Below are 15,174 nucleotides of genomic sequence, written 5' to 3' on the forward strand. Positions count from 1 at the left end.
CCTGCCATCCGTCGCACGGGACAGGGCGACGGGTGGCAGATCAACGATCTGCTGAACAACGAGCAGGGGAGGTCGCATGGAGTTCGAGGTCCTCCTTCGCCGGCTGACGGATGTGCGCGGCTGGAAGGCCGCAGCCGTGGTCCGGGATGTCGGCGGCGACATCGCGGCGCCCGAAGCGTTGCGGCGTCTCGCCCCCATGTTGGGCTGGCACGCCGCAGATCTGTTCGTGTTGGCGGGCCAGGACCTACCCGCCGATCTTGCTCCCACGGATCCCAAGGCTGACCCGGGCAGGATCGCCTGGGACTACGTCGCCGTGCCGCCGGCGCGGCCGGTCCTGCTCGCCACTGCCCGTGCCATGCCGCAGCAGCCACTGGTAGGAATGCTCCCCCCGCCGCGTTGGCCCGTCCCCGACGACAGGGCAAGGGCAATCATCGGCCGGCTGTTGCACTATCGCAACTTGAAGGGCACGTCCCCTGCCGAGTTGCTGCTCTACTCGGGCGGCCCGTACCTCTCGCGACCCACGGTCAACCAGATCGCCTTCGGAGGCAGGGCGCTTGACCCGCAGCTCGTCAGCGCGTTCGCCCGCTTTCTCGGAATACCTGTCGGTGACCTTGCCGCGTTGTGTGCGGTCGATATGACCGAGGAAATCCCCGCGCCCGCGTACTCAGCCGGTCTTGCCGAGCTGATGTGGGAAGGCCGGCGGCTGACCTCCCAACAGCTTCAAGAGCTCGTGGCGCTGGGGCACGATCTACGCCACCGCTTCGACGCCGAACTTGACGAAGGAGTCCGCTGTCATTGCGGCCGGGACCACTAATAGTTCGCCTTAGGGTGACTGGATAGGTCTCTGAATCGAGGCGCGTGGGAGCCGGTGGCCAGGCTGGACGTGGCCGGCATGGATTCGAAGGTGCGACTCCCGAACGGATTTGGGGGCGTCAGTTGTCGGACAAAACGTGCGACGCTGTGCGTACGGCGCTGCGCGGCTAGGCTGGTCTGAGCAGAATGTCCCGCTGAGGGGGTGAGCCGGATGGCCCAGGCCCCTTTCGCGTCCGAGCCGTCGTTCGACGTGCTGCGGTGGCGTGACGAGCCGTGGACCGCTCAGCTCGCCCTCGACCTGTTGCCGGAGACCAACGGCCCCAAGGTTGAGGTCTTGAGCGGAAGCGTGATCGTGACCCCCCACGCCGGAATCGATCATCAGTCTGTCGAACGTGAACTGCCCTACCTGGTGCACCGCGCGGCGCGGCGGGCCGGGTTCTGGGCCTATCCCGAGATCAACGTCGTCTCCGGCGACGATCTGTTCATTCCGGATCTTGTTGTTCTCCGTCGATCTGGCGGCGGCCGAAGCGCGGTGCCGATCGCGGAGGCGGTGCTGCTCGGCGAGATCGTCTCGCCCGGCAACCGGCGTAAGGACATCATCGACCGGCCCCGCGAGTACGTCGCCGCCGGCGTGCCGTTCTTCCTCCGCGTCGACCTGCGTAATCGGGTGCCCTCGATCGCCCTGTTCGAGTTGGCCGACGGCGAGTACCGCCCGGTCGCCGCCGCTGCCGCCGGCAGCGTCTTCGAAATGCGGCAGCCGTTCCCGTTCTCGGTCGACCCGGCCGACCTTCTCGACGAGGAGGCCCCGCCGGACGAGGGCGAGCAGGCCCCGCCGGACGAGGGCGAGCAGGCCCCGCCGGACGAGGGCGAGCAGGCCCCGCCGGACGAGGGCGAGCAGGCCCCGCCGGAGGGTGCGGAGGAAGTCGGGCGCGAGGGCTGAGGCTCTCAGCGGGCGTTCAGGGGCGATCGGGGAGAATGTCCGGGTGAGTTCCCCGCGCGAGATCGTCCTGCTCGGTTCGACCGGCTCGGTCGGCACCCAGGCCATCGACATCGTCCGGCGCAACCCCGACCGGTTCCGGGTGGTCGCCCTCGGTGCCGGCGGCGGCAACGTCGCCCTGCTCGCCGCCCAGGCCCTGGAGCTGGAGGTCGAGGCGGTCGGGGTGGCCAAGGCCTCCGCCGCCCAGGACCTGCAGCTCGCCTTCTACGCCGAGGCGGCGAAGCGGGGCTGGTCCAGCGGCGACTTCAAACTCCCCAAGATCATCGCCGGTCCGGACGCGATGACCGAGCTGGCCGAGTGGCCCTGCGACATCGTGCTCAACGGCGTGGTCGGCTCGCTCGGCCTGCCGCCGACCCTGGCCGCGCTGCGCGCCGGGCGTACCCTCGCGCTGGCCAACAAGGAGTCGCTGGTGGCGGGCGGGCCGGTGGTCCGGGCCGCGATGCGCCGACCGGACCAGATCGTCCCGGTCGACTCCGAGCATTCCGCGCTGGCGCAGTGTCTGCGCGGCGGCACCCGGTCCGAGGTACGTCGTCTGCTGCTCACCGCCAGCGGCGGGCCGTTCCGGGGCCGGCGTCGGGACGAGCTGGCCCAGGTCACCCCGGAGCAGGCGCTCGCCCACCCCACCTGGAACATGGGTCCGGTCATCACGATCAACTGCGCGACCCTGGTGAACAAGGCGCTCGAGGTGATCGAGACGCACGAACTCTTCGGGGTGCCGTACGACGATATCGACGTGGTGGTCCACCCGCAGTCGATGATCCACTCGATGGTCGAGTTCACCGACGGCTCGACGCTGGCCCAGGTCAGCCCGCCGGACATGCGGTTGCCGATCGCCCTCGCCCTCGGCTGGCCGGAGCGGGTCGCCGAGGCCGCCCCGGCGGTCGACTGGACCACCGCCCAGAGCTGGCAGTTCCTGGCCCTGGACGACGACGCCTTCCCCGCCGTACGGCTGGCGAAGCAGGCCGGGACGTTCGGGCGCTGCCGTCCGGCGATCTACAACGCGGCGAACGAGGAGTGTGTGGCCGCCTTCCTCGCCGGCCGGCTGCCGTTCCTCGGCATCGTCGACACGCTCGAGCGGGTCCTCGACGCCGCACCGGATTTCGCCCAACCGGGTACCGTCGAAGAGGTGCTCGCCGCCGAATCCTGGGCGCGGGCCCGTGCCCAGGAGATCATCGCGATGGCGGTGGAAGGAGCCTGATGCTGTACCTGCTCGGGGTGGTGGCGTTTGCCCTGGGAATCCTGATCTCGGTGAGCCTGCACGAGGCCGGGCACATGCTCGTCGCCAAGCGGTTCGGGATGAAGGTGACCCGCTATTTTGTCGGTTTCGGGCCCACCGTCTGGTCGTTCCGCCGGGGTGAGACCGAGTACGGGATCAAGGCGATCCCGCTCGGCGGCTTCTGCAAGATCGTCGGGATGACTCCGCAGGACGACGACGTCGACCCGGCGGACGAGCCCCGGGCCATGTGGCGGCAGCCGCTCTGGAAGCGGACCGCGGTGATGGCGGCCGGTTCGGTGGCGCACTTCTGTCTCGCGATCGTCACGCTCTGGTTCGCCGCGATCTTCATGGGCCTGCCGAACCCCGACTACCCGACGACAAGCGAGCAGATCCGTAGCGAGCCGGCCCGGATCGAACTGGCCCCCTGTGTGGTCCCGGAGAACGTCGCCCGGGCCTGCCAGCCCGGCGACCCGGCCAGCCCGGCCGCCCAGGCCAGCCTCCGCAACGGCGACGTGATCACCGCGGTCGGCACCCGCCCGGTGGCCAACTGGGGCGACATGCTCGACGCGATCCGGGCCACCCCGCCCGGACCGGTCCAGGTGACGTACGTCCGGGACGGCGTCTCCCAGACCTCCGAGGTCAACCTCGCCTCGGTGCAGCGGCCGTCGCCGGACAAGCCGGACGGCCCGGCCGCCCCGGTCGCCGCGCTCGGGGTCGGACTCGGCACCCCGTCAATGATCAAGTACAGCCCGGTCGGGGCGTTCGGCGCGACCGCCGACTTCACCGGCACCATGGCCGTGAACACCGCAAAGGCGCTGCAGCGGATCCCGCAGAAGATCCCCGCCCTCTGGAACGCGATCACCGGCGGTGAGCGGGACGTCGACACCCCGATCAGCGTCGTCGGGGCCAGCCGGCTCGGCGGCGAGGCTGTCCAGCACGGCCTCTGGGAAGTGTTCGTCCTGCTCTTCGTCTCGCTGAACTTCTTCATCGGTGTCTTCAACCTGCTGCCGCTGCTGCCGCTGGACGGCGGGCACATCGCCATCGCCTGGTTCGAGCGGGCCCGGTCGTGGATCTTCGCTCGACTGGGTAAACCCGACCCGGGGCGGGTCGACTACTTCAAGCTGATGCCCGTAACGTATGCGTTGATCCTGATCGGTGGCGCTTTCACGCTGCTGACCATCACCGCCGACGTGGTGAACCCGATTACGCTGATCCAAAGGTGAGTGCAGAGTGACCGCAGTCAGCCTCGGCATGCCCGCCGTACCTCCGCCGCCGCTGGCGCCGCGGCGGTCGAGCCGGCAGATCATGGTCGGCTCCGTACCGGTGGGTGGCGGCGCACCGGTTTCGGTCCAGTCGATGACCACCACCCTGACCGCCGACGTCAACACCACGCTGCAGCAGATCGCCGAGCTGACCGCCAGCGGCTGCCAGATCGTCCGGGTGGCGGTGCCGTCCCAGGACGACGTGGAGGCGCTGCCGGCGATCGCGAAGAAGTCGCAGATCCCGGTCATCGCCGACATCCACTTCCAGCCGAAGTACGTCTTCGCCGCGATCGACGCCGGCTGTGCCGCCGTCCGGGTCAACCCGGGCAACATCCGGCAGTTCGACGACAAGGTCAAGGAGATCGCCAAGGCGGCGGGCGACGCCGGGGTGCCGATCCGGATCGGGGTGAACGCCGGCTCGCTCGACAAGCGGCTGCTCGCCAAGTACGGCAAGGCGACCGCCGAAGCGCTTGTCGAGTCGGCGCTCTGGGAGTGCTCGCTCTTCGAGGAGCACGGCTTCCGGGACATCAAGATCTCGGTCAAGCACAACGACCCGGTGGTGATGATCCGGGCGTACCGGCAGCTCGCCGAGCAGTGCGACTATCCGCTGCACCTCGGGGTGACCGAGGCCGGTCCCGCCTTCCAGGGCACCATCAAGTCGGCGGTCGCCTTCGGGGCGCTGCTCGCCGAGGGGATCGGCGACACGATCCGGGTCTCGCTCTCCGCGCCGCCGGTCGAGGAGATCAAGGTCGGCAACCAGATCCTGGAGTCGCTCGGGCTGCGCGAACGCGGCCTGGAGATCGTCTCCTGCCCGTCCTGCGGCCGGGCCCAGGTCGACGTCTACAAGCTCGCCGAGGAGGTCACCGCCGGCCTGGAGGGGCTGCCGGTGCCGCTGCGGGTCGCCGTGATGGGCTGCGTGGTGAACGGACCGGGCGAGGCCCGGGAGGCGGACCTCGGGGTCGCCTCCGGCAACGGCAAGGGCCAGATCTTCGTCAAGGGTCAGGTGATCAAGACCGTGCCCGAGGGGCAGATCGTCGAGACCCTGATCGAGGAGGCGGTCCGGCTCGCCGACGAGATGGGCGCCGAACTGCCCGAGGAACTGCGCGACCTGGTGGCCAAGCCGGTCGTCACCGTGCACTGAACGCACTGGGTCAGCTAGCGAACGGATCGGCGCCGCCCCCCACCCGGGGGGCGCCGCCGATCCGTTTCCGCTCGTCAGGAGGCGGTGCAGGTCAGCGTGGGCAGGCTGTTGGTGCCGGTCCAGGAGCCGATGAAACCGAAGGTCGTGCTGGCCGACGCGCCGAGCGCCCCGTTGTGTGCCGCGTTCGTCGCGGTCACCGCCGAACCGCTGGAGGTGACGGTGGCGTTCCACGCCTGGCTGACCGTCTGGCCGTTGCCGAACGTCCAGGCCACCCGCCAGCCGTTGATCGCGGCCGGGCCGGCGGTGACCCGTACGTCGCCCTGGAAGCCACCCTGCCACTGGCTGGTGACGCTGTAGGTCGCCGTACACGATCGGCCGGAGGCCGGGGGTGTGGTCACCGGGGGTGTGGTCGGCGGCGCGGTGGTTGTTGGCGGCGTGGTCGGGGGAGCGGTCGGCGGGGGAGTGGTGGCGCCGCCCCAGCCGGCGGTGGAGTCCAGCCAGGCGGCCCGCTGGAACATCCAGTCCCGCATGTACTGCACCTGACCGGCCCAGGTGGGGTTGGTCGGGGTGATGAACGGGCCGACCATCCGGGTGGCCAGGATCGGCCACTTCTGGAAGTTGCGGGCTGCGGCGGCGGTCAGCGGGGTGGCCAGGCTGTTGATCCGGGCCTCGAGTTGGGCGTTGGAGAGCAGCCCCTGACGCAGCTGCTGCCAGCGGACCTTGACCCGGTTGACGAACGCCGGATCCTGGACCAGCCGGTTGTACCAGTTGTTCGCCACCGGGTTCCGGGTCTGCTGGTACTGCCAGCCGCTGACCTGGTCGTTGCCGAAGTAGCCGCCGACCCCGAACGACAGGTCGAAGTCCCAGAGCGGTCCGGCGACGATCTTGCCGTCCCGGTCCTTGTGGAAGTACGCGCTGCGCAGGTACGAGTCCATCTCCCGGGTGAACTCGTTGATGATCATGTTGTCGACCCAGGAGTCCACGTCTATCCAGGCCGGATAACCCGTGGTCGGATCAGCGAACCCGGCCGAGTTGAGCATGGTGTTGAACTGTTGGATGTGTTGGCTGAGCCAGTCCCGCTGCTGCGGCTGCAGCGGATCCGGGTCGACCACCTCCAGATAGTTCCAGCAGTTCGGGCCGCCGCCCGGGCAGGGCAGGATCGGCTCCTCGGCGGCCAGCCACTCGAACTTGAAGATGTAGCCGCCGGTGATCTTCGGCAGGGTGATGTCGTCCTCGTCGAGCTGCTTGAGGTCCAGCCGGTTCTTCGAGTTCTTGATCGTCTCGACGATCATGTAGACGCCCTGGTAGTCGTCCGCGCCCACCGGCTGGTTGTCCAGGTTGACGTACACCTCGGCGAAGGCGAACCGGGGGGCGTGCAGCCGGCCCATCTCCCGGCCCAGGCCGTAGACGAAGGCGTCCCGGATCAGCGCCTTGTCGCTGTACGGCCCACGCATCACCCAGTCGGAGTCCTCCGGCAACCCGAGCAGCGGCAGGTCGAGGTCGTCGTCGGTGTTGTCCCGCAACTCCAGCCGGTACGGCACCTTCGGGAACATCGCGCTGGAGTTGCCGCGCAGGTGGAAACCGGCCCGGCTGACCAGGCTCGGGGTGGCACCCAGCGAGGTGGAGCCGTTCGTCGGCCGGAACTCCATCACGGCGGTGTCGACGTACTCCCGGCCGGGGGCACCCTGCCCGTACGCGTCGAGCAGCAGGACCGGCAGGTCGTGGTTGGTGGCGACGGCGCCCCGGGCCACGTAGATCGCGGTGCCGGGTTCGCCGGTGGCGGCGCCGTTCACGTACGCCTGCGCGCGCAACTGGGTGGTCCGGGTGAACCGCAGCGGCGTACCGGAGTAGGCCGGCGAGGCCTCGGTCGGCGGCTGGTTGTCCGTGCTGTACCGGATCGTCGCGCCGGCGATCGTGGTGCTGAGCGAGATCGACACCTCGTTCTGGAAGGTGCCGCTCGGCACCGAGAAGGTGATGTCCCCGGCCAGTTCGGCGGCTGCGGCGGCGACCTGTTCGGCGCTCGGCTCGGTGACCTGCTGCGCGGGCCGGCCGCCACCGACCCCGGTGTCGACGACGGCTGCCGGATTCAGACTGGCGGCGGCCGGCTTCAGACTGGCGGCGGCCGGGGCCGACGGTGGCTCGAGGTCCACGCCGATGGCGGCGACGGTGAGGACGCCGACCAGGTAGTACGAGATTCTGCGCACGGTCACTCCGTTTCCGGTTCGAGGGGACGGGCCGGGCCTGCCACGCTCGGGTGGCAGACGGCCGACGGCGGTACGGAGGCGGCGTGGCGACCGTCGGACGGCGGTGGGGATGGCGGTGGGGACGCGGATGGGGACGGGGACGGGGACGGGCGGGGGTGCCGGTGGTCGGCGGTGAACGGCACGAAGTGCCGGCGCAGGGTGCGCCGCCACGGGGCCGCCGGCAGTTCCGGCCGGAGCGCGGCGAGCCCGGTGGCGTACTTGGAGATCCGGATCGGACGGTGGCCGCGCGCCCAGAGCAGCCGGTCGACGGCGGACGCGGTGGAGCCGGTCTTGGTCTCGACCACCGCCAGGCCGGGCAGCCGCAGCGCGGCGGAGCCGGTGTCCTGCCAGACCAGTTCGGTGTCCACGGTGACCCGGCTGGTGGTGGCCGGCAGGAACAGGGTGCTGCGCCGGTACCGGGTGACCAGGGTCGGTACGAACTCCGCCGGTCCGGCCAGCGGGATCGACTCCCGGGCGAGCACGTCCTCGACGAACTCCAGCCCGGGAGTGAGGACGTGTTCGTGGTCGGGCTGGTACGGCAGCCGGTTCTTGACCGTGTTGCCCCGGCCGCCCTGGGTCTTGACCTCGAGCCAGCAGAGCGCCGAGTCGAGGTACGTCCGCGTCCTGATCTTGAACCGTCGGCGTCGGCGCTGGGCGGTCAGCAGGTAGCTGGTCAGGTCCGGGGTGTCGAAGTACGTCGACTGGTAGGCGAACGACCGTGCCCCGTCGATCTCCAGCACCCGGGTGGTCGGGTCGACCTGGTCCAGGACGGCCCACATCACGTCGACGGGCAGCAGGTACTTGCGGTCCACCCGAGTCTGCAGGGCAGCCCGTTCGACGAGTTCCGCCAACCCGATCGACTCGAGGCCGGCCAGCGGCGCGCAGGTCACCGAGGTGGTCAACGGCGTGCTCCTCCCGTCGTGGTGGCGGCGACCCGCAGTCCCGCGCCGGACCTGCCCGGCAGCGAGTAGCGGACGTCGACAAGCGTGGTGTCGTTGACCAGGTCGATCCGCTGGATGGCGGCGGAGTGCACCCGGGCGCCGAGGAGTTGCTCCAGGTGGGCGACGAGCGCGACCTGGTCGGTGATGGCCGAGTCGAGCAGCAAACTCTGTCGGCGGTAGCTGCGGAACAGTCGGGGGTGGTCGCCGATGAACATGACCAGGAGGATCAGCGCCATCATCGCCGGGATGTGCCACGCGGCCCCGCCGCCGAGGGCGGAGAGGATGCCGAGCGCGAGGGCGCAGAAGTAGTACGCGACCTCGTGCTGGTCGAGTTCGGTGGAGCGCAGCCGGATGATGGAGAGCACGCCGAACAGGGCCAGCCCGAGGCCGAGCCCGGTGCCGGCGCTGCTGGTGCTGAGCGAACTCGCGACCGCCATCACCCCGACGTTGACGCCGAGGTACGCGGCGACCAGGTCGCGCCGGCGGTGCCGGGGGAAGTAGAGCCCGAACACGAGCAGGATCACGGCGACGATGTCGATCGCGAACAGGGCGGGCTGCGGCATGTGCGGGTCCTCCTGGATATCATCCGGTGGCCGCTGGGTGAACGGCTACCGACGTCCAGGTTACATCGAAGACTGTGAATGTGTTCCCCTGTCCCGTGCTAACAGTTCGTTTCGTGTCTGATTTACCACGATCAATGCAGGGTTGGGCGTTCCGGTGGTGTCGCGCCTCGGGGCCCGACGGCGTCGACGGCACGGGCCCGACCTGGTCTTCCAGGTCGGGCCCGTGGTGTTTCGTGATCCGTCTGCTCGGGGACAGGAACCGGTCAGACGGGCTCAGGCAGTGCCGAGGACGGACAGGCCGGGCAGCGCCCGGTCGGCGTAGTCGAAGAGCGCCTGGTTCTCCCAGCCGTTGCCCGACGACGGATTATCCGGATCCCAGCCGTTGCCCGGGACCGCCGTCCAGGTCGGCTCCCAGTAGAAGACACCCAGACCACGCCCGTTCGGCACCGACTTGACCACGCTGAAGACCGCCCGCAGCGCGTCGGCCTGCCCCTGCGGGGTGGCCGGATAACCACCGGCCTGCTGCAGGGAGGAGTTGAAGATGTTCGGCTCGGCGTCGTCGGCGTTCAGCGTGAAGCCGTACGCGGTCTCGGCGACCACCACCGGCCGGCCGTACCGGGACGCCAGGTCGTTGAGGTTGTTCTGCAGACTGCCGAGCGACCCGTGCCAGTAGAGGTAGTGCGACACCCCGATCACGTCGAACGGCACCCCGCGCGAGGTCGCCTGGTCGAACCACCACCGGTGCTGACTGTTGTTGCCGCCCTCGGCCAGGTGCAGCATCACCAGGGTCGAACTGTTCACCGCCTTCACCGCGTTGCTGCCGGCGGTGAGCAGGGCGGCCAGGTTGGCCCAGTTGGAGCTGCGGCCGTCCGGCCAGAGCATCCCGTCGTTGATCTCGTTGCCGACCTGCACCATGTCGGCCGTCGTACCCTGCGCCTTCAGGGCGTTGAGCACGTCGTACGTGTGGTGGTAGACCGCGTCGCGCAGCTGGGTGAAGCTGTAGCCGTTCCACGCGGCCGGCTTGTACTGCTTGCCGGGATCGGCCCAGGTGTCGGAGTAGTGGAAGTCGACAAGCAGCTTCATCCCCTGCGCCTTGATCCGGGTGGCCATCTGCAGCACCCGGGCCCGGTTGTTGTAGCCGTCGGCCGGGTTGACCCAGACCTTCAGCCGGGCGTAGTTGGCGCCGGCGGAGCGGAGCAGTTGCAGGGCGTCACGTTGGTTGCCGGCGGCGTCCCGGTAGACCCCGCCCCGGTCCTCACTCTTCTTCAACGTCGAGATGTCCACGCCCCGGATCAGGTTCGGGCTGGGGTTGGGATTGCCGCCGCCGTTGCCGACGAACTCCACGTCGTCCACGTTGATCCAGTTTCCGGCCTGGGCGTTGGAGACGATGCCGGCGGTACAGACCCCCGCCGTGACCTGGCTGGTCACCGAAACCTGCGTCCAGGTCGAGGTGGTCGGGATGCTGGCCCGCTGCTCGGCGCCACCGCAGCCGCGCAGCACCAGGTACGTGGCGACCTGGCCGCCGCCGGAGCGGACCCAGGCCCGGAACGTGTACGACCCGGCGCTCAGCCCGGTCAACTGCTGGTACGTCTCCACCTGGTACGCCGACGAGGCCCAGTGCGACAGCCGGTAGTTGCCGGAGCGTCCGCCGGCCTCGGTGAAGCTGGCGCTCTGCTGCCCGGTGTTGGACGACTCGGACCAGCCGGTCGGACTCTGGGGGCCGCCGGAGGACTCGAAGCCCGGGTTGGTGATGGTGGTGGCGGCGGACGCGGGAACGCCGGTCCCGGTGAGCAGGCCGGCGGCGAGCAGCATGATCGTGCCGGTGACGGCGGCGATGCTGCGCAGCGGTCGGGACGAACCGCTCATGGTTCTTCCTTCCGTCGGAGGGGTTGGAGCGCCGGACGCTGCCTGCCTACCGTCTCGGGTTCGCGGCGTCGCCGAGCACCCGCAGGGCGGGCAGGGCCCGACCGGAGTAGTCGAAGAGGGCCTGGTTCTCCCAGCCGTCGCCGGAGGTCGGGTCGGCCGGATCCCAGCCGGCGCCGTCCACCGCCGTCCAGGTGGGTTCCCAGTAGAAGATCCCGAGCGCGCCGGGTACGGCCGACACGGTGGTGATCATGTCCCGGACCGCCTCGGCCTGCCCGGCGGGTGTCGCCGGATAGCCGCCGACCTGCTGGAGTGCGGCGTTGAAGATGTTCGTCTCGTGATCGGATTCGGCGAGGGTGAAGCCGTACGCGGTCTCGGTGACCACCACCGGCTTGCCGTACCGGGAGGTGAGGTCGAGCAGGTTGGCCTGCAGCGCGCCGAGCGGTCCGTGCCAGTACGTGTAGTGCGAGACGGCGATGACGTCGAACGGCACACCCCGGGCGACCGCGTTGTCGAACCACCAGCGGTGGCCGCCGTTGTCGCCGCCCTCGGCCAGGTGCAGCACGACCCTGGTACGCGGCGAGGCGTCGGTGACGGCGGTACTGCCGGCGGTGAGCAGGGTGGCCAGCCGGTCCCAGTTGTCCCACCGCCCGTCGGGCCAGAGCATGCCGCCGTTGATCTCGTTGCCGACCTGCACCATGTCGGCCGGAGTGCCCTGTCGGCGCAGTGCGGAGACGACGTCGTGGGTGTGGTCGTACACCGCCTGCCGGAGCTGGTCGAACGGCAGGTCCGCCCAGGCGGCCGGCTTGAACTGCTTGCCGGGGTCGGCCCAGGTGTCGGAGTAGTGGAAGTCGATCAGCAGGCCCATTCCGAGGGCGTGCGCCCGGCGTGCCTTGGCCAGCACGTCCGCTGTGTCGCTGAACCCGTCGGCCGGGTCGACCCACACTTTGAGCCGGGCGTAGTTGACGTCGTTGGCACGCAGGATCCGCAGCGCGTCCCGGGGCGGGCCGGTCCGGTCCCGGTACACCGCGCCGTGGTGTTCGTTCTTCGTCAGGTGCGAGACGTCGGCGCCGGCGATCGCCAGTGCCGGCCCGGATTCCCCGGTGGTCGGGGTGAGGGTCACGTCGTCGAAGTGCGCCCACTGGCCGGCGTCACCGTCGGAGGCGAGCACGATCGTGCAGCGTCCGGTGCTGACCCGGGTGGTGACGGCGACCTCGACCCACCACTCGGCCCCGGTCCGGGGCAGGTCGACCCGACGCTCCGGCCCGCCGCAGTCGGTGAGCGCGACGTACGCCTTTCGCTGGCCGCCGCTGGCCCGGACCGCGACCCGCAGCGTGTGCCCGCCCCGGCCCAGGCCGGTGACCCGCTGCCGGGTCTGGACCTGGTACGGCTGCTCGGCGGCGTGGGTGAGCCGGTTCGCGTCGGACCGTCCGCCCGGCTCGACGTAGCTCGCCGCCGTCTGACCGCGTTCGGACCAGCCGGTCGGTGAACCGTCCGAACCGGCGGCCTCGAAGCCCGGGTTGGCCAGGGCTGCGGCACCGCCGGCCCCCGACCGCCCGCTTCCGGCGGCCGCCGGTCCAGCGAGACCGGGTACGACGGCCACGGCGGCGACCGCAGCCAGCACGACCGCTGCGAACCTGACCATCCTGTGCCGCATCGGGAACATTCCTCCTTTACCTGGGAGCGCTTACAGCCCACAGAAATCGATATCTAGCTGCGGTGATATACGTTCATGGCTTCCGGTCTGGAAACTACTGCTGTGAGCGCTCACAGAATCATCCACGTACGGCGATGTCAAGGGGGTCGCGCCGGGTGCCCGCGCGTTCCGAACGTTCGCCCGAGGTCCCGCCGCTTGTCGGCGGTGCACCCATGCTCGGCTTGAATGACGTGCCTGAGAGTCACCGTGGTGACTCTCAGGCACCAGGCGCTACCGACGTCATCGTCCAGTCCCGACCATGCTCACGGTTCGACCACTCGGGCCAGTACGTCGACCCGCACCATCAGCTGCAGACAGGGTGGGTGCGACTCGACATGTGGCCAGGTGCACGATGGATGTTCGTGGCCGACGATCCAGACCCACAAATCGGCCCCGTCCTGCCGGGTCACGTTGCGGTGCACCCGGCACACGGTCACGTTCAGCGGGCTGCCGTCCGGCACCGTACGACAGTGCGACCATTCGCCCGGCGCGAGGCGTAGCAGCGTGCCGTCCGGCAGGTCCGGGATCGACGGGCTGACCAGATGCGGTGGTCGTTCGTTCATCGCCGCCCCGCCCGGTGCCAGCGCCAGTCGTTGCGCCGACGGTCCGCCACCCGGCTGGCCTGGCGGCGCCGACGCAACCATCTCCAGATCCGGATCACCACGGCTCGACCCGCCCGGTCCCGTACTGCCACTGTTGGCCGTACGTCAGCATCGGCAGGCCGTCGATCCGGGTCGGGCCGTTCCAGTTCCGGTCGACCTGTTCGGTGTCGACGTCTCGACGTTGTCGACGCGCCAGTTCCAGTACGCGCTGTCGTGCGGCCTCCGCCTCAGCGGCGTCAGCGGCTCGGGCCGCCGCCAGCACGTCGGCGGCATGCCGCCGGAACAACGACGTCAGCCGCCGTCGCCGCCATCGAGCCCACAAACCCATGCCTCACCTCGCGGTTGTCGGGTGACGACCGCCGGCGCCGGCCAAAACGACCGGAGGTATCCGGCGGTGCGCCGAACTGGTGACAGTGGCAGTGCGGGGCCTGGCCAGGCTTTCCATCAGCAAACCCGAGCGGGTCGTTGTCGGACAGCCAGCGCGCGTATACCGCCCAGGTATGCGGGTGCTCGGTAGGGTCTGGACATGAAGCCGTGGACGCCACCCGTCGTTCCGCCCGGGCTCTGGGATCGGCCCGAAATGGTCCACGCGCTTGCGGAGCGGGACATGGGTGCCGTGTCCCGCATATTCCGCCGGTGGACCGGCGCGAGCCAGAATGACGTGGGGATGCTTGTCGGTATGCCTCAGCCACACATCAGCGAGTTGGAACGGGGTGGGCGGAGGGTCCTTACGCTCGGCCTCTTTCGAGCGCTTCGCTGACGGTCTGGGTATCCCCCGTCAGATGCTCGGCTTGATGGGAAGCAACGACGGCGCTGGCAGCAACGACGGCGCTGGCAGGGACGAACCGGACTCGGCGATCGGCAGGAGCCGACGGAGCTGGTTGAGGACGCGGCGGTTCCTCGGGAGCCACCGCGCTGAGCTGACCCGCCAGGTCAGTCGGCTCTACCCGGAACCGATCCGCCTCGGGCAAACCGGTGTGCTCATGCCGCCGGAGTGGCGGCTCACCAGACCGATTGATCTGGGCGAGGTGGAACTGAACTGGCGGGACGACGCCGACCGTCCGAGGGCGACCGGTGGCGAACGGGAGACGCGGCGGCTGCGGCCGATCGCCGACTCCGGCCGAGAATACGATCGATACCACCGGGCGATGCGTGACCTTGCCAGGCCACGACTGTTCGAGAACCGGCTCTGTTATCGACTACTCGACGTCCTGCCAGGTGAACCGGCGAGTCCGTCCGCCATGGTCGGGACACTCGGCGAGATGTGTTACTTCGACATGATCGATGTCGGGGAGTCGCTCGCCCACGAGGCGGCGCTTGTCGGCGTCGATCATCATGGGAACCTGACGCCCGATCGGATCGTGTGGCAGAACCTGCCCTTCCGTCGACTTCTCAGGGGCCCGTTCGCGCTCACCGACTATCCGTTGCTGACCTCCGTGAGTACCCTGACGATCCGACGTAGCGATTCCGGGGCGAGTTTCTTCCTGTTGCGGAGAGATCCCGGAAAGGTCGCGATCGCCGGTGGCATGCTCAGCGTCTTCCCCACCGGCGTATTCCAGCCCGCCTCGGTCCTGCGCGCCCCCCACTCCCCGGACTTCGATTTGTGGCGCAACGTGATGCGGGAGTACAGCGAGGAGTTTCTCGGCAACCCGGAACACGACGGGGGAGGGGCACCAGTCGACTACGAGAACGAGGAGCCGTTTCGGTCACTGAGGTGATCTCAGCAAGGATCCGGGGGCGGTTCGGGATGACACGGGCGTACCGTCCATAGCGGACAGCTTTTGATAAGGACGTGGAGCCATCGGTAGACAGGTTCTTGCGACGGAATCGGTCTCCG

General features: G+C 69.5%; 13 protein-coding genes. 6 read left to right on the forward strand and 7 right to left on the reverse strand.

The window, feature by feature from the left end; all coding sequences use genetic code 11:
• Positions 1 to 76 precede the first annotated feature (76 nt).
• From ABGB05_RS14960 to ispG, 5 genes are all read left to right on the forward strand, one after another.
• Positions 77 to 814, forward strand: coding sequence for a hypothetical protein (locus ABGB05_RS14960; RefSeq protein ID WP_347653887.1), 738 nt, complete (start codon positions 77 to 79; stop codon positions 812 to 814).
• A 210-nt stretch (positions 815 to 1,024) separates the two neighbouring features.
• Positions 1,025 to 1,753, forward strand: a complete 729-nt coding sequence (locus tag ABGB05_RS14965; protein WP_347653889.1) for a Uma2 family endonuclease — start codon at positions 1,025 to 1,027, stop codon at positions 1,751 to 1,753.
• A gap of 43 nt (positions 1,754 to 1,796) precedes the next feature.
• Entirely contained in the window at positions 1,797 to 3,008 is a 1,212-nt protein-coding gene (gene dxr / locus ABGB05_RS14970) for a 1-deoxy-D-xylulose-5-phosphate reductoisomerase (RefSeq protein ID WP_347653890.1), read from the forward strand.
• Positions 3,008 to 4,249 (forward strand): site-2 protease family protein, encoded by a 1,242-nt coding sequence (locus tag ABGB05_RS14975; protein ID WP_347653891.1) that lies wholly within the window; start codon positions 3,008 to 3,010, stop codon positions 4,247 to 4,249. The genes dxr and ABGB05_RS14975 overlap by 1 nt, the downstream gene beginning before the upstream one ends.
• Before the next feature lie 7 nt (positions 4,250 to 4,256).
• The gene (gene ispG, locus ABGB05_RS14980; protein WP_347653892.1) at positions 4,257 to 5,429 is read left to right on the forward strand and encodes a flavodoxin-dependent (E)-4-hydroxy-3-methylbut-2-enyl-diphosphate synthase; all 1,173 of its coding nucleotides are present in this window, start codon (positions 4,257 to 4,259) and stop codon (positions 5,427 to 5,429) included.
• 74 nt (positions 5,430 to 5,503) lie between these two features.
• Here the strand turns inward: ispG and ABGB05_RS14985 are convergent, their stop codons facing one another.
• The 7 genes from ABGB05_RS14985 to ABGB05_RS15015 all read right to left on the reverse strand — a co-directional run bounded on the left by ABGB05_RS14985 (position 5,504) and on the right by ABGB05_RS15015 (position 13,665).
• A complete protein-coding gene (locus ABGB05_RS14985; RefSeq protein WP_347653894.1) occupies positions 5,504 to 7,633 on the reverse strand; it encodes a CotH kinase family protein in 2,130 nt (709 codons plus the stop codon).
• A 2-nt stretch (positions 7,634 to 7,635) separates the two neighbouring features.
• Entirely contained in the window at positions 7,636 to 8,574 is a 939-nt protein-coding gene (locus ABGB05_RS14990; protein WP_347653895.1) for a polyphosphate polymerase domain-containing protein, read from the reverse strand.
• Positions 8,571 to 9,176, reverse strand: coding sequence for a DUF4956 domain-containing protein (locus ABGB05_RS14995; RefSeq protein ID WP_347653896.1), 606 nt, complete (start codon positions 9,174 to 9,176; stop codon positions 8,571 to 8,573). Before ABGB05_RS14995 ends, ABGB05_RS14990 begins: the two co-directional genes overlap by 4 nt.
• Positions 9,177 to 9,449: 273 nt before the next feature.
• A complete protein-coding gene (locus tag ABGB05_RS15000) occupies positions 9,450 to 11,042 on the reverse strand; it encodes an arabinogalactan endo-1,4-beta-galactosidase (protein WP_347653898.1) in 1,593 nt (530 codons plus the stop codon).
• Positions 11,043 to 11,088: 46 nt separating this feature from the next.
• Complete coding sequence (locus ABGB05_RS15005; protein ID WP_347653899.1) at positions 11,089 to 12,696, reverse strand: arabinogalactan endo-1,4-beta-galactosidase; 1,608 nt, start codon at positions 12,694 to 12,696, stop codon at positions 11,089 to 11,091.
• 302 nt (positions 12,697 to 12,998) lie between these two features.
• The gene (locus tag ABGB05_RS15010) at positions 12,999 to 13,298 is read right to left on the reverse strand and encodes a hypothetical protein (RefSeq protein ID WP_347653900.1); all 300 of its coding nucleotides are present in this window, start codon (positions 13,296 to 13,298) and stop codon (positions 12,999 to 13,001) included.
• Positions 13,299 to 13,392: 94 nt separating this feature from the next.
• Entirely contained in the window at positions 13,393 to 13,665 is a 273-nt protein-coding gene (locus tag ABGB05_RS15015; RefSeq protein WP_347653901.1) for a hypothetical protein, read from the reverse strand.
• Positions 13,666 to 14,218: 553 nt separating this feature from the next.
• On the opposite strand from ABGB05_RS15015, the gene ABGB05_RS15020 reads away from it, so the two are divergent.
• Positions 14,219 to 15,055 (forward strand): hypothetical protein, encoded by an 837-nt coding sequence (locus tag ABGB05_RS15020; protein WP_347653902.1) that lies wholly within the window; start codon positions 14,219 to 14,221, stop codon positions 15,053 to 15,055.
• The last annotated feature ends 119 nt before the right edge of the window (positions 15,056 to 15,174 follow it).

Origin of the sequence: Plantactinospora sp. B5E13 (assembly GCF_039871775.1) — a bacterium.
Taxonomy (GTDB): domain Bacteria; phylum Actinomycetota; class Actinomycetes; order Mycobacteriales; family Micromonosporaceae; genus Plantactinospora.